At 38.5% G+C, this 18,905-nt stretch carries 19 protein-coding genes; 9 read left to right on the top strand and 10 right to left on the bottom strand.

The window, feature by feature from the left end; genetic code table 11:
• Nucleotides 1-75 precede the first annotated feature (75 nt).
• Nucleotides 76-777 carry a pirin family protein gene (locus ESZ36_RS12750; protein ID WP_146788549.1) on the bottom strand — a complete coding sequence of 234 codons (702 nt, stop codon included), beginning with the start codon at nt 775-777 and terminating at the stop codon, nt 76-78.
• 192 nt (nt 778-969) lie between these two features.
• Between ESZ36_RS12750 and ESZ36_RS12745 the strand changes: the two genes are divergently transcribed.
• The 4 genes from ESZ36_RS12745 (at nt 970) to ESZ36_RS12730 (ending at nt 4,109) form a co-directional block, all read left to right on the top strand.
• On the top strand, nt 970-1,878 hold the full coding sequence (locus tag ESZ36_RS12745) for a LysR family transcriptional regulator (RefSeq protein WP_146788546.1): 909 nt from the start codon (nt 970-972) through the stop codon (nt 1,876-1,878).
• A gap of 115 nt (nt 1,879-1,993) precedes the next feature.
• Nucleotides 1,994-2,548, top strand: coding sequence for a heme NO-binding domain-containing protein (locus ESZ36_RS12740; protein ID WP_146788543.1), 555 nt, complete (start codon nt 1,994-1,996; stop codon nt 2,546-2,548).
• Entirely contained in the window at nt 2,541-3,482 is a 942-nt protein-coding gene (locus tag ESZ36_RS12735; protein WP_146788540.1) for a sensor histidine kinase, read from the top strand. The genes ESZ36_RS12740 and ESZ36_RS12735 overlap by 8 nt, the downstream gene beginning before the upstream one ends.
• A 225-nt stretch (nt 3,483-3,707) precedes the next feature.
• Nucleotides 3,708-4,109, top strand: a complete 402-nt coding sequence (locus ESZ36_RS12730) for a YkgJ family cysteine cluster protein (protein WP_146788537.1) — start codon at nt 3,708-3,710, stop codon at nt 4,107-4,109.
• A 91-nt stretch (nt 4,110-4,200) separates the two neighbouring features.
• Here ESZ36_RS12730 and ESZ36_RS12725 read toward each other — a convergent pair whose 3' ends face one another.
• From ESZ36_RS12725 to ESZ36_RS12715, 3 genes are all read right to left on the bottom strand, one after another.
• On the bottom strand, nt 4,201-4,539 hold the full coding sequence (locus ESZ36_RS12725; RefSeq protein WP_146788534.1) for a DUF805 domain-containing protein: 339 nt from the start codon (nt 4,537-4,539) through the stop codon (nt 4,201-4,203).
• 67 nt (nt 4,540-4,606) lie between these two features.
• On the bottom strand, nt 4,607-4,978 hold the full coding sequence (locus ESZ36_RS12720; RefSeq protein WP_146788531.1) for a hypothetical protein: 372 nt from the start codon (nt 4,976-4,978) through the stop codon (nt 4,607-4,609).
• 137 nt (nt 4,979-5,115) lie between these two features.
• The gene (locus ESZ36_RS12715) at nt 5,116-6,087 is read right to left on the bottom strand and encodes a LysR family transcriptional regulator (protein ID WP_146788528.1); all 972 of its coding nucleotides are present in this window, start codon (nt 6,085-6,087) and stop codon (nt 5,116-5,118) included.
• 326 nt (nt 6,088-6,413) lie between these two features.
• Here ESZ36_RS12715 and ESZ36_RS12710 point away from each other — a divergent pair, with 326 nt between their 5' ends.
• Nucleotides 6,414-8,081, top strand: a complete 1,668-nt coding sequence (locus ESZ36_RS12710) for a hypothetical protein (RefSeq protein ID WP_146788525.1) — start codon at nt 6,414-6,416, stop codon at nt 8,079-8,081.
• A gap of 202 nt (nt 8,082-8,283) precedes the next feature.
• On the opposite strand, the gene ESZ36_RS12705 is transcribed toward ESZ36_RS12710, so the two are convergent.
• Nucleotides 8,284-9,090 carry an AraC family transcriptional regulator gene (locus ESZ36_RS12705; RefSeq protein ID WP_146788522.1) on the bottom strand — a complete coding sequence of 269 codons (807 nt, stop codon included), beginning with the start codon at nt 9,088-9,090 and terminating at the stop codon, nt 8,284-8,286.
• A gap of 184 nt (nt 9,091-9,274) precedes the next feature.
• Here ESZ36_RS12705 and ESZ36_RS12700 point away from each other — a divergent pair, with 184 nt between their 5' ends.
• On the top strand, nt 9,275-10,480 hold the full coding sequence (locus tag ESZ36_RS12700; RefSeq protein WP_146788519.1) for an MFS transporter: 1,206 nt from the start codon (nt 9,275-9,277) through the stop codon (nt 10,478-10,480).
• Between the two features lie 74 nt (nt 10,481-10,554).
• On the opposite strand, the gene ESZ36_RS12695 is transcribed toward ESZ36_RS12700, so the two are convergent.
• Entirely contained in the window at nt 10,555-11,478 is a 924-nt protein-coding gene (locus ESZ36_RS12695) for a LysR family transcriptional regulator (protein ID WP_146788516.1), read from the bottom strand.
• A 177-nt stretch (nt 11,479-11,655) separates the two neighbouring features.
• Here ESZ36_RS12695 and ESZ36_RS12690 point away from each other — a divergent pair, with 177 nt between their 5' ends.
• From ESZ36_RS12690 to nudC, 3 genes are all read left to right on the top strand, one after another.
• Nucleotides 11,656-12,225 carry a cytochrome b gene (locus ESZ36_RS12690; protein ID WP_246129093.1) on the top strand — a complete coding sequence of 190 codons (570 nt, stop codon included), beginning with the start codon at nt 11,656-11,658 and terminating at the stop codon, nt 12,223-12,225.
• 160 nt (nt 12,226-12,385) lie between these two features.
• Complete coding sequence (locus tag ESZ36_RS12685) at nt 12,386-12,985, top strand: YceI family protein (RefSeq protein ID WP_146788513.1); 600 nt, start codon at nt 12,386-12,388, stop codon at nt 12,983-12,985.
• 419 nt (nt 12,986-13,404) lie between these two features.
• Nucleotides 13,405-14,436: an NAD(+) diphosphatase gene (gene nudC, locus ESZ36_RS12680; protein ID WP_146788510.1), complete on the top strand. Its 1,032-nt coding sequence runs from the start codon at nt 13,405-13,407 to the stop codon at nt 14,434-14,436.
• 147 nt (nt 14,437-14,583) lie between these two features.
• On the opposite strand, the gene pcaF is transcribed toward nudC, so the two are convergent.
• The 4 genes from pcaF to ESZ36_RS12660 form a co-directional block, all read right to left on the bottom strand.
• Nucleotides 14,584-15,813, bottom strand: a complete 1,230-nt coding sequence (pcaF, locus tag ESZ36_RS12675; protein ID WP_146788507.1) for a 3-oxoadipyl-CoA thiolase — start codon at nt 15,811-15,813, stop codon at nt 14,584-14,586.
• 230 nt (nt 15,814-16,043) lie between these two features.
• A complete protein-coding gene (locus ESZ36_RS12670) occupies nt 16,044-17,354 on the bottom strand; it encodes an aspartate aminotransferase family protein (RefSeq protein WP_146788505.1) in 1,311 nt (436 codons plus the stop codon).
• Nucleotides 17,354-18,097: a 3-oxoacid CoA-transferase subunit B gene (locus ESZ36_RS12665; RefSeq protein WP_146788503.1), complete on the bottom strand. Its 744-nt coding sequence runs from the start codon at nt 18,095-18,097 to the stop codon at nt 17,354-17,356. The genes ESZ36_RS12670 and ESZ36_RS12665 overlap by 1 nt, the downstream gene beginning before the upstream one ends.
• Complete coding sequence (locus tag ESZ36_RS12660; protein WP_246129092.1) at nt 18,094-18,864, bottom strand: 3-oxoacid CoA-transferase subunit A; 771 nt, start codon at nt 18,862-18,864, stop codon at nt 18,094-18,096. The genes ESZ36_RS12665 and ESZ36_RS12660 overlap by 4 nt, the downstream gene beginning before the upstream one ends.
• Nucleotides 18,865-18,905: the final 41 nt, after the last annotated feature.

Here is an 18,905-nt window from a genome sequence, read left to right as displayed (position 1 = left end):
ATATCGTTAACGAATAAATACGAACCGATGATGATACATAGCCCAATATTTAACTATTATATTTAACTATTATGTTTAACGTTGACCAACCACGACTACTTCTAAGTCGCTGGTGGCTAAAATGTTAGTTTTATAGCTACGAATTAAATCTCCGTCTTCTGCACTAAAATGATTATTTTCATCCGAAAAATCAGCTGTGCCTTTAGTGACATAAGCGAGTACTTCTTCGCTAAAACTAATGCTTTCACCCGAAGCTAAGCGCACAATATCTATGGTTGTTTTGCTGGAAAAAGTTTCATTCTGGTTTTTTTGTCCCCCAGACTCTTTACCTCCATAAATGCGGCTGACACCTTTTGCCTTTAATGAATAATGCTTATATCCAGCAGGTTGTCCTGCCACTTCAGGTAATACCCACAACTGCAACAAGCGGTTTTTAGTGCTATCAGGGTTTATCTCATTATGTGAAAAACCTTCACCACCAGCACGTTGAACTTGTACTTCACCGACGTTTAAACTTTGGCCATGCTTTAAAGATCCTTCGTGGCTTACTCGACCAGCCATCATGATTGAAATAACGTCAATTTCTTTGTGAGGATGCATGTGAGTTTCGCCATGAGGGTTAAACTGTGCGTCTGCTAAATAAACAAAGCTGCCAATACCATCAAAAGTATTAGGCGCTTTACGTGAGCCAAAAATACGACGGTCAGTTACCAAGCGGTGTTCGGTTAAACCGGCAAAACCGCCTAAAGGTAATGATTTTCTGCTGAGTACTTGCATGTTCTGCTCCTAATAATAGAGTAAGTTGTTTCAGTGAATACAATCATAAGCGTTATACATTGTTTGATAAATAGCACTTTGTTGATATGATAATCTCATTATCAACAACAATGATGGTGTGTTGAAGGGAGTGTGAACAGGGACATTTAATCTCACGCTTTACATAACGTTTTGTGTTTAGGAAATACAGTAATGGAACATGATTTAAATGACATGATGGTTTTCTTAGCCGTAGTTGAAACTGGCAGCTTTACCCGCGCCGCGGACAGGCTTGGTATTCCTAAAGCCAATGTCAGCCGAAAAGTATCGCGTTTAGAGAAAAACCTTGCCGTTACTTTACTCGAACGCTCAACACGCTCTCAGCATTTAACTGAAGCAGGACGTCGTTACTTAGCCCATTGCAAACGCATTCATGAAGAACTCGATTTAGCGACAGCCTCAGTTTGTGAACTTTTTCATAACTATACAGGCGAATTAAAAATTGGGGCATCTGTTGCTACCGGGCAACAAGTCTTAAGACCTGCACTTGGCAGGTTTATGCATCAGTATCCTGATCTTAAAGTACAGCTTAACTTAGTGAATAGACGCGTTGACTTTATTGAAGAGGGCTTTGATGTAGTCATTCGCATAGGGCAATTAAATGACTCGATGTTAATTGCAAAAAAGTTGGGTGCTATTAACCGAAAAATATTCGCCAGCCCAAGCTATTTAGCCAAGCAAGGTAATCCAGATAAGGTTGAGCAACTAACTGAGCATCAATTGCTGATAATGAACCCACTTAATATTTCAGGTAATAATGACTTAAAGTTACCACTAAGCTCATCATATAATGAGGAATTCATCTTAAGTTGTCAGCCACGTTTATTAGTTGATGATTTCTCCATGCTCAAACAAGCTATTGTTGATGGTTTAGGTGTTGCGGTATTGCCTGATTACATGTGTCGTCAAGAAGTGGCTTCAGGTCAATTAGTTAATATACTACCTGACTGGGGCATGGCAAAAGTTGACATTTATGCACTATACCCAAAACATCGAGCAAAAATTCCTAAAGTTAAAGCCTTCATCGATTTTGTGAGTGAACTCTATGGTGAAGTCCTGTAGTAATGCTACGTTATCTATTGATTTTTATATCAGTTATGGGTTTAATCAATTAAGTACTAAACTGGACTAATGTAATTAGCATTTTAGTTATATAAATAAAAATAATGGGGATATTATGCAAGGATCTATATATACAGCATTCTCAGATATGATTGTTGAACAAATGGGAATGGAGCAGTGGAATGAGTTAATTGAACAAACGAATCCACCGTCACATGGAATATATACAAGCGGAGAGCAATACCAAGACAGTGAACTGATAAACATGGTGAAAGCACTATCGATTAAAACCGGTATTGAAGTTGACCAGTTAATTGAAAAGTTTGGCCGATATTTATTTAAAAAACTATACGATACCAGCCCAGTAGACATCTCCACAATAGGTAGCTTAAAGAGCTTTTTACTTGCGATAGATAACCTCATTCATGTCGAAGTAAAACGTCTTCATCCCAAAGCTTATTTACCCACCTTTGAATATGAAACGGTAGATGATAATACCCTTATTATGTATTACAGCTCTAAGCGTAAATTATGTCATGTGAGTATCGGCTTAATTTTTGGTGCCGCGGATCAATTCAATGAAAAAGTATCAATAGCGCACCCCGAATGTATGCATCATGGGGCTTCGCGTTGTAAATTAGTGGTAACGTTTGAAGGTCACAATGAATAAGCCAGACCCATATAAAGTTGCCTATGAGCGAGAGCGAAAAGCGAGATTACTTGCTGAGCACTTATTAGATAACAAAACGCGTAGTCTTTATGACAATTGTATTAAGCTTGAGTCAACCGTAAAAGAATTAAAAACAACTCAGCATCAGCTCATACAATCTGAAAAAATGGCTTCGATAGGTCAACTTGCTGCAGGCGTTGCTCATGAAATAAATAATCCAATAGGTTACTCAATCAGTAACCTATCTATGCTGTCTGAATATGTCGATTCATTGTTAATGTTAGATGATTTTATGAATACTCATTTGCCCTCATTAGCATCACAAGATATTGCACAAGCATATCAACAACTGAGGGAACGAGAAGACATTGATTATATAAGAGATGATATAAAATCGATGCTGTCTGAAACAGACAAAGGTCTGAATAGAGTTAAAGAAATTGTCAGTAATTTGAATAAAGTGAGCCACTCTGGCTCTTTTGAACAAGAGCTTTGCGATATTAATATGCTCATTGAAGAGTCTCTTAAAGTCGTATGGAATGAGTTGAAATATTGCTTAACAGTAAATAAACACTTTATAGGATTACCTAAAATTTATTGTCATCCTGGTGAAATTAACCAAGTGTTGTTGAACATGTTTATAAACGCGGCTCATGCAACAAAAGACAAAGGTGCTTTGGATATAACTACCGGAATTAAGCAGGAAAAAGGAAGAGATTACCTGACTATTGAAATAAGCGATCATGGTGATGGTATACCTCAGGAGGTAATCAATAAGATTTTTGACCCCTTTTTTACCACTAAACCTGTAGGTGTTGGTACCGGATTAGGTTTATCAGTCTCTTTTGGGATTATTGAAAAACACAAGGGCAAAATAGAGGTGACTAGTGAAGAAAATCAAGGCACAACTTTTACCATTTATTTACCTTGTTAGCGGTTAACTCATAATTCACTTAGCTACGATTTACTTATGATTTAGTGATAGCTTAGCTAAGAATGCAGTATGTCAGCTAGTAGCGCAGCTTTTTATAGTGCATCAGTTAACGCGAGTATGGGCTTTATGCTTCAACGCCACACTAGAAAAATAGTAACAGTCAGAGAACTAAAAACAGCATCGGTGATATAATGAAGCCGTGTCTAGCCAATTAAATAGCGAACTATGAAAGATTGTAATCAATGCGGAAAATGTTGTATCAAATACGGAGGCGGTGATCTTTCTGCAACAAAAGAAGAAATTGACCTATGGGAAATATTTAATCCAGACATTTTCAAATACGTTATAAACAACGAAATATGGTTCGACCCTGAATCAGGTGCAAGGTTAACAAGCTGTCCCTTTCTCGATATAGCTGCCAAAAAAAATCCGCTTGACCCAAATATGTATACCTGCAGCATTTACTTAGACAGACCAGAAGACTGTCGTCATTACCCTAGTCTTATTCCTGAAATGATTAGAGATGAATGTGAAATGATTGAAGTAATAGATTTAGCTAATCCCAAAAAAGCGCAAATAAAATTAGATATAATAATGGAAGATAGTCGCCCGGCAAGTTTTACTTAAGGCTTATCGAAATATAGTTACCTCCCCAATATACTGAGGAGGTAATTAATCTACGTGACGTTACTTGCCACGCTTAGTTAGCTTGAAGGTTTTATGCGGTAGTACCAGACTTAGGGTTAACACCATAATCATTTGCATCATGTCCATCTTGAGCTAAGAAAACGATAAGCACAATAAAGCCAATGACAGGAATTAATACTATTAACTGCCACCATCCTGAACGACCGGTGTCATGTAATCTTCTTGCCGCTATACTAATACTTGGGATTAATAGTCCAAGACCGACCAATGCTGAAATGGCATCCAAACCAAGAACCGCTAAAACAACATTGATGATCATATAAATAAGTATGAACATCCAATACTCTTCTCTGCGTGCTCTGCCGGTGAAATCAGCATATTTTTTTAGTGCGCCTGTAAAATAATCCATTTTGGACTCTCCTTGTTGTGAATAACTTTTATAAACTAACATTTGATAGTTTGCGTGGTTACTCTAATTAATCAAAGACATAAGGGCAAGCACTATACTCATTAAAAGCATCATCCCAACGCTGAACGTCATTAGCTCGTCTCCAGCGACCATGATAAAACTGCATCAAACATGTGCCTTGTTTTAATTTTATAACAAGCGTATCAAATTCATTTACTTCACCATAAGTGGGATACGTATCGGAAACACCCCATGATTTAGCTTGATTTGTTTTTGCAAAACTCTTCCAAAATGAATCAATATCACTCCACTCATTTCTTTCGGCATTCCAAACTTGAAGCGTGCCTGAATCACTTTTATTAACAAAGCCATGGTCTGTTTCTTTAGCGTGAACATTGGTAATCATGAAACATAGAATAAAAATAAATAAAGTTTTCATTAGTGACTCCTAGTAAATATCGCAACTTATTATGTAGAGCTATCTATAATTAAGATCTACGTTTATGAACGTTAATCTATCTTAATTACTTTTAGTATCAAAATATTAAATAAATATTGTTAGTTATACTTTTAGATTTATTTATTCAGAGAGGGAGACTTTTCACTGGTGATAACTTTGGTTAACCAGCGGGTAAAGGCTAACATAGGAGCATAGTTAAGTTTGTCATTGGGGCTTACTAAGTAATAGCCATTATCGGTAAGTTGGGGTTTGTTACAAATCACCTGTAATTCACCTCGTTGTAATTCACTTTCAATTAAAAACCTTGGTAATAAAGCGACGCCAAGACCAGCTACTGCAGCATTAGTTGCTATAGAGAATTGCTCAAAGTGCATGTCTTGCAGTGTTTTTGTCTTTGATTTTTCATTTGTTGTTGAGTTGACTTTATGTTCATCAAACCAGCGCTGCCAAGCATTAGGTCTGGTTGCTATATGCAATAGTGGTAAATTAATTAAACTGGCACAAACATTATCGGCCTTTGCTAACTCTGCTTGTTCGAATAATTTGGGTGAGCACACAGGAACGCTTTCTTCGGCCATTAAAAAAGTACAGTTGGCTTGCGTCCAATCAGCTTTACCAAAATGAATAGCGCAATGAATATCCTCATGAGAAAAATCAAATTGTGACAGCTTACATACTGTATTGATGGTGATTTGTGGGTGTTTTGCTAAAAAATCGGCCAATCTGGGCATTAACCACCGAGAGCCAAACATGGGTAATATTGCAATATTAAGTATGCCACCATCGGGGTTTGTCATGAGGTTTAGTGTTGCGGAACGTATATGACTTAACGCCGAATTTACTTCTTTAGCGTAGGTTTTCCCTGCTTCGGTTAGCGATATATTCTGCTTATGACGATTAAATAAATTAACGCTTATTTGCAGCTCTAGTGCATTTACTTGTCGGCTAATAGCCCCTTGCGTTAATGCTAGATCTTTTGCTGCTGCGGTAAAACTACCTGTTCTTGCTGCAGCATCAAAGGCGGCCAACATACTGGTACTGGGGAGTAACTTTTTTGATTGTGGACTTTCAGCAGGCAGTGAGTTCATTGGCTAATTAGTTCATTGTGTAATAGGAATTTGGATAATAGTTAATAAGCTGGCCAAAATTGTTGAGCCATTTTTACATGCTTGCCAGTATAACTAAGGGAAGGTTTCACTTTATTACTTAATATCAAACAAGCTCAATAAAGGGCGTTTTTATTGAGGTCATTACCAAAAGTCATAACTTGGTGATTTTTACTCGTTTGATTCACTTCGCACTTTCTTTGAAAATCAGATCATAAAATATTTATTTCGACTTCAAATTTTAACTTATTACCTTATAAAAAGCGTGAACTCATCAATGTATTGAGCTTGCACTAGAGAGCCCTGTTATGACCGATTCCACTTCTAAAGTTTCAGCAAATAAAGCGCAGCATATTGATGTTGCGGTGCATAACCCACAAGAGCTTGAACCTAAACAGGATGGCAATGTCCATGTTCGAAACAGTGGTATTAGTGATGTCAGCGAAATTGATATTAACTATATGATGGATGTATATCACTACAGTGATGACGTTCGTAAAACGATTAAAGATGAAAAGCTACTGTCACCGGGTTTACTCAGCCGCTTGCATGCGTCTTACCCACAGCATTCGGGCTTGCTAGATAAAGCAGCCCATATGTTCGATGAGAAAGATCAATACACTGGGCTTTCAGGCTTTCGCCGTGTGGTTGAAATTCTTGAAGCTAATAATATTGATATTGGTGATATTGAAGAGCGGGAACTATTTATTGAGGTTTACCGATTTTTAGCGACTAAGCACAGTTTAAATAGCATTGACTGGACTAACTTTTATGAAGATTCTGTTTTTCAGTTAGTGATGCCACAACCTAATATGATTAACAAAGTTACCGTGGCTGAATACTTAGCGGCAAGCGTGACAGAAAAAAAAGTTATCGTTGCAGAATACCAAGAAAAAACCAGTCCGCACGATGGTAATCAACAGCTCAATAAACCTTGGTTTGAAAACGAGCAAGGTGAAATAGAGTTTCTTGATGGTAGTCAGCATAAGTACCCTCAATGTCAGTTGATTTTTGATAAAACCACCCAAAACTGCTTTTCATTTTGTACTTACTGTTTCCGTCATGCGCAAGTTCGTGGTGATGAAGATATGTTTATCCAAAAAGAAATTGACCAAATTCATCGTTATTTAAAAGTGCATAAAGAAGTCACTGATATGTTAATTACCGGTGGGGATGGTGGTTATATGCCAGCTAGTCGTTTTGAGCAATATGTCACGCCATTAATGGAGGAGCGAGACTTATTGCACATTAAAACGGTTCGTCTTGCCACACGTGCATTAACTTTCCAACCAGAAATGATTTTAAGCAGTAAGTACGACAAGATGTTAGCCGTATTTGATAAAATGCATGAAAATGGTATTCAACTGGCATGGATGGCGCATTTTTCTACGCCGCGTGAATTGTTAAACCCAACCACTATTGCTGCTATTCGTCGCTTGCAACGCCACGGTGTGGTTATTCGTAGTCAAAGTCCTATGATGAATCACATCAGTTTATTCGAGAACCAAGATGGCTCAATCGATATCGATCGCAGCGCGCAAAACTGGATAGATTTATCTAATATCTTAGGGACTATGCTAATTAGTTTTCACTCTATGTATTGCGCCAGACCAACAGGTGAGCATCATTACTTTACCGCGCCACTTAGTGCTGTTAGTAAAATATTTGATAAAATATACCGTGAATTACCGTCGATTAACCGCCCATCACGTCACCTTTCTATGACCACATCTGCGGGTAAAATCTCAATAATGGGCGAGTGTGAAGTTGGCGGAGAACGAGCCTTTGCATTGATGTTCACCGAAGGACGTAACATGAAGTGGATGGACAAAGTATTTTTAGCGAAATATGATGAAACCACGAATGATGTGAAATTACTTAAACCCTTTGATACGGATAAGTTTTTCTTTGAAGATGAACTGGCGACAATTGAGCATGATTTAGCGGCAGCATTAACTAATCGATTAAAACTATAATCTAAACTACAGGTCAAAGTTGCAAAGTAAAAGAGTAATACTAGCGACCGGCTAATTATTACTCTTGAAAAGGCTCGTTTAAAAGCTCTGTTAAATTAGCAGGGCTTTTATATTTTAAACACAGTTGAACCCAACTATCTCAATTCGACTAAACTGTGCTTTGCTTAATACAACTAAGTTGAGCTAGGCGCAATGTTATAATCTATGTCGCAAGATACTTTTTAGGTGAGCAACCTAACTGTTTTTTAAAAGCGGTAATAAATGCCGAAGTGGATTCATAACCCAGCTCAAAAGCGATATCGATAAGTTGCGTGTTACTGTTAAGTAACTCTAATGATTTTAATATTCTCAGCTTTTGTTTCCATCGACTAAAACCCATGCCATAATTTTGATTAAACAACCTATTTAGAGTGCGACTTGATGCACCTACTTTGAGTGCCCATTGCTCAATGGTTAATTTATTTGCTGGTTCTTGATTCAAGGTTTCAATGATAGGGAAAAGTCTTTTGTCTTGAATCGTTGGCATGAAAAGTTCATTACTTTTTGCTATCGCTAAGCGGTCTAATAATACCAGCAGAAAACGACGCGTTTCTTCTGTTTCTTCATAATCTTCCGGCCAGCTTGAAATCTCTAATATTAATGACTTTAATAAAGGATCAACTGTTAATGGGCGTACTCTATTACCTAACATCTCACTTAATATCGGGTCGATATATAAACTACGATAGCTGACTTTGTTTTTGCAAAAGTGTTGATGCGTAATGCCAGGGGGAAGCCAAAGTGCTTGCTCTGGCGGAATAACAAAAACACCCGCATCAGTTTCAATATGCATAACCCCAACACAAGAATAGGAAAGCTGTGACCATGGGTGAGAATGGCTAATAATCTGAGTCATGGGCTTAAATTCAGCAGACAATGGTAATACCGAACGAGGCAAGCTTGGGTAAAGCCGGCTAGGACTTTGCTGATGCCATGCACGTTTTGTCTGAATTGATAAACTAACTTTCATAATTGTCGCTATTGGTCATATTGAAATCATCATATAATGGTCATTGTAGCGACACAAGTTGAACTTTATAAAAGCGCTTGGAGAGTTATTATTTTTTGACATTTAATTACCTTGTGTGAACCTCTGCATTTGAATTATTCAGTGTCAGTAACCTAGTGTTAGTTATTTAAGGCAATAAACCCGCATGGAAAAAGTAACCACAGAAAAAGCAATTTCAGTTTTAGCTGAGCAAGGTAATAAATGGCATAGTCCTTTTGTTTTCTTAGCCATTGCCAGCATTGTAATGTCAGTTACTTTTGCCGGTTGGATGGCTATGCTCAATAATTTTGTTATTGAACAAGCTGCCTTTACGGGGGCTGAAATAGGCATGTTGCAGTCTTTAAGAGAAATCCCTGGTTTCTTAGCGTTTACCGCAATTTTTGTATTATTGGTGTTTACCGAACAAGTCTTTGCTTTAATTTCTTTGTGTCTACTATCCATAGGCGTGGCTGTTACAGGGTTCTTTCCCAGTATTTATGGACTTTATGCAACAACGGTATTGATGTCTATTGGTTTTCATTATTACGAAACCTTAAATACTTCATTAAGCTTGCAGTGGTTTAAAAAAGATGAAGCTGCGGTAAAGCTTGGTCAATTAATGTCAATAAAATCTGCGGCTTCACTGACTTGTTACGCTTTGATTTGGTTGGGCTTCAGTATTTTTTCTACTAGTTATCAAGTGATGTATTTGTTTTTTGGTTTAAGTGGTTTATTACTGACGTTATGGCTGGCATTCTCTATGCCTAAGTTTGTAATGGATCATCCTCAGCATAAAAAAATAATTTTAAGAAAACGTTATAGTTTGTATTACTTGCTGACTTTTTTAGCGGGAGCCCGTCGACAGATATTTGTTGTTTTTGCTGGTTTTCTTATGGTTGAAAAGTTCGGCTACAGTGTTCAGCAAATCACAGTGTTGTATATGATTAACCATGTAATTAACTTCTTTTTAGCACCGAAAATAGGCGTTTGGATTGCAAAAGTAGGTGAGCGTAAAGCGCTGACTCTTGAGTATTTAGGACTAATTACTATCTTTGTTGGTTATGCGCTGGTTGAATCTGCCAATGTGGCTGCTGTGCTTTACGTAATAGACCACTTATTTTTCGCTATGGCTATTGCATTAAAGACTTACTTTCAAAAAATTGCTGACCCTAAAGACATTGCTTCAAGTGCTGGGGTTAGTTTTAGTATTAATCATATTGCTGCCGTTGTTATTCCTGCTACTTTTGGTTTGGTTTGGCTTCATGATCATTCGTTAGTCTTTTATGCCGGCGCATTTATCGCATTACTCTCTTTAGCGGCAAGCCGTTTTGTTAATACGGATAAGCATACCCCATCAAACTCTTCACTTTAAAATAATGGTTGAAAGTGAGCTATTGAGTGTTGATAGCCACTTGTTCTCTTCAACAATACAAGTAGTCAGGATACCTAGTCTTTATCAGATGTTCTATTTGCAGCGCGTAAATGTTCTCGTTCAATATCTGATAGCGCCGCTTTTAAAAAGTGATAAAAACATTGAATGCGGGCGCTATGCTTTAAATCTTTATGATAAACAAACCAGATAGATTCACCATTTTTGGGGATATCTAAATCGATCTTAACCATTGATGGATTTAGACTTGCTTGATGATCACTTAAAGGGCCGATGCCCATACCTGCGATAACCGCATCGTGAATATCGGAAAAGTTATTACTTTGAAAAACTATTCTGTTTTTATCTATTTTATCAACAATATAATTAACAAAGGGAATGCGATATTTCTCAGGTGTCGGTAACACCCATTGGTGATCGTTAAACTCACTGATGGTTTTGGGTTGACCGAATTCATCGATGTAGTCTTGTGTCGCATGATATGCCGTTTGTAATTGGATTAAATTTTTAACAACAAGATCAACACCAACAGGGCTTGGGCCTGCTCGTAAGGAGACATGTGCAGCACCTGAATCGAGCGGTACAATATCATCAGTAGAAATAAGTTTAAGACGGATTTTTGGGTACTTAGCTCGAAATGCTTTTAATGCGGGAGTGATCACAGGAGAAAATGAACTGACCGTGGTGATCCTTAGTTCGCCACTAATATCACCTTCAACATTTTGTAGTTTATTTTCCAAACTAGAAAACTTTGCCAGCATTTCGGGCATTTCATCCATTAAAACACAACCAGCATCTGTAAGCTTATAACCTCGTTGATGGCGAATAAACAGTTTTACTTCAAGTGCTTGCTCTAATTGATTGATGCGTCTTAATACGGTGGCATGGTTTATTCGCAGTGATACGCCCGCTCGACTTAAGCTACCATCAAGTGCGACTTGATAAGCTATTTTATAATCATCCCAAGAAGTATCTTTCATTTTTAATCCCACACTATAAATTATATAAAACGCATTTAGCTGTGCATATTTGCACAATAGTTTCGCATTTATTGCTATTTTTTAATAGGTTTTAGTTCGTTATAGTAGCTTTAACAATTTGACAGGGATATTGTTAGCTTTTTAAATAAAGCGCTAACAGAAAAGATAGATGACACGATGAGTAATAGCATATTAAAGAATACCGAAAACAGTTATGGCCTCATTGCCATTATGTTTCATTGGCTTATGGCAATAAGCATCTTTTCCTTATTCGGCTTAGGCCTTTATATGGTTGAACTAACTTACTACGATGCTTGGTACAAAGGTTCGTTAGATTTACATAAGAATATTGGTATAACGCTTTTTGTGGCTTTGATGTTAAGAATCGTTTGGCGTGTGGTTAATGTTACACCAAAAAATGCCGATGAATCTGCAAGTGAAATTGAAAAAAAAGCAGCACACTATGCCCACTTAGCACTTTATGGTTTGATGGTTTTTTTGATGATAAGTGGTTATTTAATATCAACTGCAGATGGCAGAGCTATTGATGTTTTCGGTTTACTATCGATACCGGCATTGCCTTTAGATTTTGCTAACCAAGAAGATATTGCTGGCATTATTCATGAAGTTTTAGCATGGACCTTAATTTTACTTAGTGCTGGTCATGCGCTTGCTGCACTTAAACATCACTTTATTAATAAAAATGACACCTTAGTACGTATGGTCAAAGTAATACCTAGAAAATAACTAATTAATCAAATATCTAAAAAAAATATAAAAAATATCGAACTAAATCAATAAATAAAGAACTAATTAATTTACCTAATATAGAAACATCTAAGTTAACGCATTCAATATTAATTTACACATCATTCCTCTTAATTAGAGAATAGACAAGGAATATCACATGAAAAAGACATTAATTACCACCACACTAGCAACCACGTTATTAGCAAGCTCGCTATTTGCAGCTATAGCGCCAAACACAGCACTTGCCGCCGATTACAAAGTAGACGTAAAAGGTGCACATGCCTCTGTACAATTTAAAATTAAGCATCTAGGTTACAGCTGGTTATTAGGTCGTTTTAATACTTTTGATGGCAATTTTTCTTATGATGATAAATCACCTAACAATGCAAAAATTAACATTGAAATAGACACTAAAAGTATTGATTCGAATCATGCAGAGCGTGATAAGCATCTTAAAGGTAAAGACTTCTTAAATGTTAGCAACTTCCCTAAAGCTACTTTTGTTAGTAACAGTATTAAATTTAGCGATGATGAAAACGCTATTGTTACGGGTGAATTTACTTTAAAAGGTGTGACGAAAACTATTTCATTCCCAGTAGTAAAAATTGGTGAAGGAGAAGATCCTTGGGGCGGTTATCGTGCTGGTTTCTCTGGAACCACTCACTTTAAGCTAGCTGATTATGGTATTACTTACAATTTAGGCCCAGCGTCAACACAGGTTGAAATGTCGTTGAACATTGAAGGCGTAAGAATTTAATTTTTACTTTGTACTGGTAATTAAGTGATGAACGTTATTTAATAAACTTAACGTTTAAAAAGGACTAGCCCTTGGTGATAACAAGTACATTAATTAATTGACCACTTAGCGAGAATTAAAAGGCTTAGAGGCAAGGCATTGATTGAAGCGAATGGTTATTCCCTTCTCAAAATAAATAACGCCGCATGTAAGCCTTTTAAACTCGCCCTTGGGAGTTCATTAGCAAACTAATAACCGCTCAAAATTAAAGAAATATAGAATGACTATGTTTAAATAATTTTGATTGTTTTAAGCTCGCTAATATAACTCTAAGCTAATCAATTTATTAGTGTAATTGGTATTAGTCCTTTTCTTTTGTGCGCTTTATCATTTCAGGTAACAAAAGACACTTAGCTAGTAACTGATAGCAAAGGAATATTATGACATTAGCGTATGGCAATATGCCGTTAGATAGAGGGACCAATCAACGCAAGAATAAGCGCTGGTTAGCTGCTGAGTTTACCCGTGAAGATACTTTATTTTGCGTTATTAATGATGGTCAGTGCCTATTTAATAAAGAAGAAGTTCTTTCGCCAATTTATCTTAGTAAATCACAAGTACCTACAGTGAATGTTGATAGTTGCATTTACTTAGGTAAAGGAGATTTAGGTCTCCAGAGCTTAGACAATAACACTTTAGATACCAGCACTGCTGGTAACAGTAATATCCATCAACCATCTGCTATTTCAATTTTTGCTATCGATTTTAATAAATTACGTTTTTCCACACAAGAAGCGTTAAGTGAAATGGGTCAATGGCAAGGGCTTCGAAAAGTGACGGCTAATTTGTCAGCTATTGATGCATCAATATTAGCGTTAGCTAAAGGATTAGTTCATTGGCATATAAGCCATCAATTTTGTGGTCAATGTGGACATGCTAATCGTTCAGTTGAAGCAGGACACGCAAGGCGTTGCTCTGATTGTCGAAATATGAGTTTTCCTCGAACCGATCCTGCGGTGATCATGCTGGTAGAAAAAATGTTTTCCGATGGTATTCCACGTTGCTTATTAGGTAGACAAGCGAGTTGGGTTGAGGGTATGTACTCAACGCTGGCCGGTTTTGTAGACCCTGGAGAAACGCTCGAGCAAGCAGTAATTAGAGAGGTCGTTGAAGAAACTGCCATACATGTTGAAAACCCACAATATATTGCCTCGCAACCTTGGCCATTTCCAGCCTCGGTAATGTTGGGTTTTACTGCTGTTGCGACGTCAGAAAAAATTGATATTAGCCAAGATGATTTAGAAGACGCTCGGTGGTTTTCGCGCGAGCAACTGGTCAACTTTGGCGTTAATAGTTCAGTCATTGCAGGGGAAGATAGCGCTGATAACCCACAATATAAATTGAGTAGTGGTGATTCTATTTCGTCCTACTTGATCACTGCTTGGAAGAATAAGGAAATAGGGCAGTATTAGTCGCAGGCTAAAAGCGAACAAAAGATAGAGTCTTTAAGGCTCAAAAAAAGGGAGGTTAATTAATAATTAGCCTCCCTTTTTTGTCATTTAATTCTTTTCGCTATCGATTTATTTAACGGGTTTCACGATAGTTTATATTGCACCTATTTACTGTGCATTCTCACTGTATCTTTCACTATATCGCTCAATTACCATCGCAATGCCTTGGCCAACACCAACACACATAGCGCAGAGTGCATAACGTTTACCACTGCGCTCAAGCTGTTTTGTTGCTGTGATTAATAAACGTGTACCACTCATGCCTAATGGATGACCCAGAGCAATGGCACCACCTTGTGGGTTTAAACGTGCGTCATCATCTTCAAGACCCAATTCACGCGCACTGGCAAGGGCCTGTGCAGCAAAAGCTTCGTTGAACTCAATAATGTCCATATCATCAATGCTAAGGCCCAATCGTTTTAGCAGTTTGGCACTCGCTGGCGCTGGTCCAATACCCATAATTTCAGGGGTAACACCAATTACGGCAGAGCCAAGTATTCTTGCTTTTGGCGTTAAGCCATTCGCTAAGGCAGCTTCTTTACTAGCGAGAATGACGGCTGCAGCACCATCATTTACACCAGAAGTATTACCAGCGGTGACTGAGCCGCCTTCTCTAAAGGGCGTTTTGAGAGTTGCTAGCTTCTCTAATGGGCTAAGACGCAAGTGTTCATCTTTTTCAACGATAACATCATCACCACGGCGTTTCGAAATAACGACAGGTACTATTTCTTCGGCAAATCGACCATCATCTTGTGCTGCCTTGGCTTTACTTTGACTCGCAAAAGCGAATTTATCTTGAGCTTCACGGCTAATGTTAAATTGCTCAGCAACATTCTCCGCCGTTTCAGGCATAGAATCTGTACCATAGGCGGTATGTAATTTTTGATTAACAAAACGCCAGCCTAACGTGGTATCGAATAATTCAGCGTTACGTGAAAAAGCGGTTTCAGCTTTCGCCATTACCATAGGTGCGCGCGACATGCTTTCAACACCGCCAGCAATTAATATTTCAGCCTCGCCAGCTTTAATAGCATTTGTCGCCATTGCAATGGCGTTCATACCTGAGCCACATAAACGGTTAATGGTGCAACCTGCCACTTGGGTAGGGTAACCCGCTAACAAAAGCGCCATACGAGAAACGTTACGATTGTCTTCACCTGCTTGGTTGGCACAGCCTAAAATAACATCGTCTACTTGGGTTAAATCTAATGTTGGGTTTCTGTCTTTCAATGCTTTAAGTGGAATTGCAGCTAGGTCATCAGCGCGAACTGATGATAAAGCGCCAGCATATTTTCCAATCGGCGTGCGTACGCCATCACAGATGTATACGTCTCTCATTTTCTATTTCCTTTGTAGGTGTCACTACTTCGTTATTGGAATAATTTCGTTGTCAAAAGTACTCATTGACGCGCGTCAACTCCGTGCTATTTCCTATAAATTAATTCAAATACCTTTGAATTGAACTCCTACACCTTATATTTTGAGTCATTCCCGAGTTTAAAATAGGGAGTCGAGTTATTTTAATGCTAATATTTTTGCTTCAGATACAACCGAAATAACAAAGCGTGTTATGCCATTTCTGGCTTTATTAGTTCAAAGCCATCTTTTAGTGCACAGACTAAATGATCTATTTCTTTTTCACTCATGGCGGTTGATAACGTTGCTGTGCAAGTATTTATCATCATAATGCCATTATCGAATAAATGATCGAGTAATTTAGTGATTAATTGGTTTTCTTTTTTATCTACATAGCTTTCACGGTAGTTTTTAGGTGGCTGTGCTTTTAGATGTATTCTAAACATACTGCCGGCACCTGTTACACAAGCATTGATACCCACCTCTACTATGGCCTGAGTAATTGCTTCTCTAGCATAGGTGGCAAGTAGGTTAAGCTTAGTTACCGCTGCTTGATCAAAGTCTTTCATGGCGGCTAAACCTGCTGTCATGGTAATTGGATTGGCCGAGAAAGTGCCGGAGTGAGGTAATAAAACTTTTGGCTCCGTTGGGTCGAGTACTTTCATCACCTTATCACAACCTGCTAAGGCGCCTGCGGGGAAACCGCCACCAATAACTTTTCCCATCGCGGTTAAGTCGGGTGCAACATCATAGTTTTGTTGAGCACCACTGTAATTAGTTCTAAAGGTAATAACCTCATCGAATACTAACAGTGATTTATTATCACGGGTCCACTGGTGTAGCGCATTAATAAAAGCATTGTTGGCGGGAATTAAGCCAACTCGATGAGGTAATAAATCAACTAAAACACAGGCGATTTCATCTTTATGTTGATCTAAAATCTTAATCGCTCGTTCAGGATCATTAAACGGTATTACCACAACATCTTCTAATGCTTTTGGTGGTGTACCCTCGGCTACAGGGATGCTATTTGGGTTATCGAGCTCTCCCCAATTACTTGGGTTTGCGGTTTGGCTTACTTCAGCATAATCGTAAGCGCCATGATAAGCCCCTTCAACTTTGGCTATTTTAGCTTTACCTGTATAGGCACGCGATGCTTTTAACATTGCCATTACCGCTTCGGTGCCCGAGTTAACAAACCTAATTTTATCAAAGCTTGGTACTCGATCGCATAAAAGCTGTGCGTAGTTAACTTCAGCTTCGGTTGCCATGGTAAAACAACTGCCTTTAGCTAGCTGTTCTGATACGGCTTCAACAATTGCAGGGTAGGCGTGACCATGAATCAATGAGGCCATGTTATTAGCAAAGTCGATGCGAGTTATACCTTCTACATCGGTAACATAACAGCCTTCACCTTTATCAGCGTAAAATGGATATGGCTTTCTAAAAATAGTATTACGACTAACACCGCCAGGTAATACCTTCAGCGCTTTATTAAATAGTTTTTCGCTTTTATTTGCCATTACTGCTGCGCCTTATGTGTGGTGTTAACGATATGATTATCTGCTATGTTATTTTTTTTTGAGAGTCCGTTAATCAGCGCTACCCCTGTGCGCTCTTGTACATAGTCAAAGCTAATACCAGGCGCTAACTCTATAAGCACTAAACCGTTTTCGGTGACATCAATCACACATAAATCACTATAAATTCGATTAACAACCTTCTGGCCGGTGAGCGGAAAAGTACATTCAGGCAATATTTTAGCTGCCCCTGTTTTAGTGGTATGTTGGGTAAGAATGTAGATGGTTTTAACGCCAGCAACTAGGTCCATCGCTCCACCTACGGCGGGAATAGCGTCAACGGCGCCGGTCGACCAATTGGCTAAATCTCCTTTCATTGATACTTGCATTGCCCCGAGTACACAAACATCTATATGATTGCCGCGGATCATGGCAAAGCTGTCACCGTGATGAAAATATGAGGCGCCTGGAATTGCTGTTACCGCTTTTTTACCGGCATTGATTAAATCAGCATCAAGCTCTTCATCGGAGGGAGAATTACCCATACCAAGTAAACCATTTTCTGTGTGGTAGATAACCTCTCTACCATCAGGAACATATTGAGCGACTTTTTCAGGAATACCTATGCCAAGGTTTACATAGCTGCCATCTTCAATATCTTGTGCACAGCGCTGTGCCATTTGCTCTCGGTTCCAGCCAATTTGAGTTGTTGCCTCGAGTTTTTGATTTTTTGCTACTTGGCTCATGCTTGTATTGCTCCCGAGTTTATTTTCTCTAGACTATTTGTTGCAGATGCTTTTACTTCTGGATAGGTAATGCCGTCTTTCACCAGTTGAGACTCTTGTTGTGGTTGGCTCACCTCAATTAACGCATTAACGAATATGCCAGGGGTAATGACGTTTTCGGGATCAAGATCACCCAATTCAACCATTTCATTGACTTGCACTAAGGTTCTTGTTGCCGCCATAGCCATAATTGGCGCAAAGTTACGGGCAGTTTTGTTATAGGTTAAATTACCGTATCGGTCAGCTTGCTTAGCTTTGATAAGAGCGAAATCAGCCTTTAGGCTACGTTCCATAACATAGTCATCGCCCTCAAAATTTCGGAGTTCTTTGCCATCTGCAAGCGGCGTTCCGACTGACGTTTTAGTGAAAAAAGCAGGGATTCCAGCGCCACCAGCACGAATGCGTTCGGCTAACGTACCTTGCGGAACAAGCTCTAGTTCAATTTTACCACTGCGGTACAGTTCTGGAAAAACGAGAGAGTTAGCAGTGCGTGGATAGGAGCAGATCATTTTAGCCACTTGACCATTTTCAATCAGGGCAGCTAAACCTACTCGACCACTGCCTGTATTGTTATTAATGACGGTTAAGTTTTTTGCCCCTTGATCGATTAATGCGTGAATTAACTCTATCGGACTACCTGCTTCACCAAAACCACCAATCATTACGGTATCGCCATCTTTTATATCGGCAACAGCACTAACGCAACTTGCTACTCTTTTATCTATCATTTTGTCCTACTCATCTCATGTTCGGGGCTTTATTCACCCGG

Source organism: Colwellia demingiae, from assembly GCF_007954275.1.
Taxonomy (GTDB): Bacteria; Pseudomonadota; Gammaproteobacteria; order Enterobacterales; family Alteromonadaceae; genus Colwellia; species Colwellia demingiae.
This window is presented reverse-complemented; position numbering and strand designations above follow the sequence as displayed.